This window comes from Gulosibacter sediminis (assembly GCF_014904065.1).
In the GTDB taxonomy this organism is placed as follows: Bacteria; Actinomycetota; Actinomycetes; order Actinomycetales; family Microbacteriaceae; genus Gulosibacter; species Gulosibacter sediminis.
In genome coordinates this window covers 1-219 of record NZ_JACXJG010000003.1, presented here as the reverse complement: position 1 = coordinate 219, position 219 = coordinate 1, and the positions used below count along the sequence as shown (strand labels likewise).

General features: G+C 68.0%; 1 protein-coding gene. It reads left to right on the top strand.

Annotated features, from left to right (window positions below; translation table 11 throughout):
- Positions 1-219: transposase family protein (locus ID132_RS01145; RefSeq protein WP_193127660.1), on the top strand; the 219-nt coding region annotated here is incomplete at both ends.

Below are 219 nucleotides of genomic sequence, written 5' to 3'. Positions count from 1 at the left end.
CTCTCAGCGTGTGATCTGCCGCTGGGCGGCCGCCGGGTCACCGCCGCTGCCAACAGCGTCGAGGCGGCCTGCCCTGACTGCGGGGTGGTCTCGACTCGGGTGCATCAGCGCACCCGCCAGAAGGTCAAAGACCTCGGCGTCGGCGGCAAAGACATCGAACTGGTGATCATCAAACCCCGGTTCCTCTGCAGCGAGGCCGCCTGTGCTCGGCGGACCTTC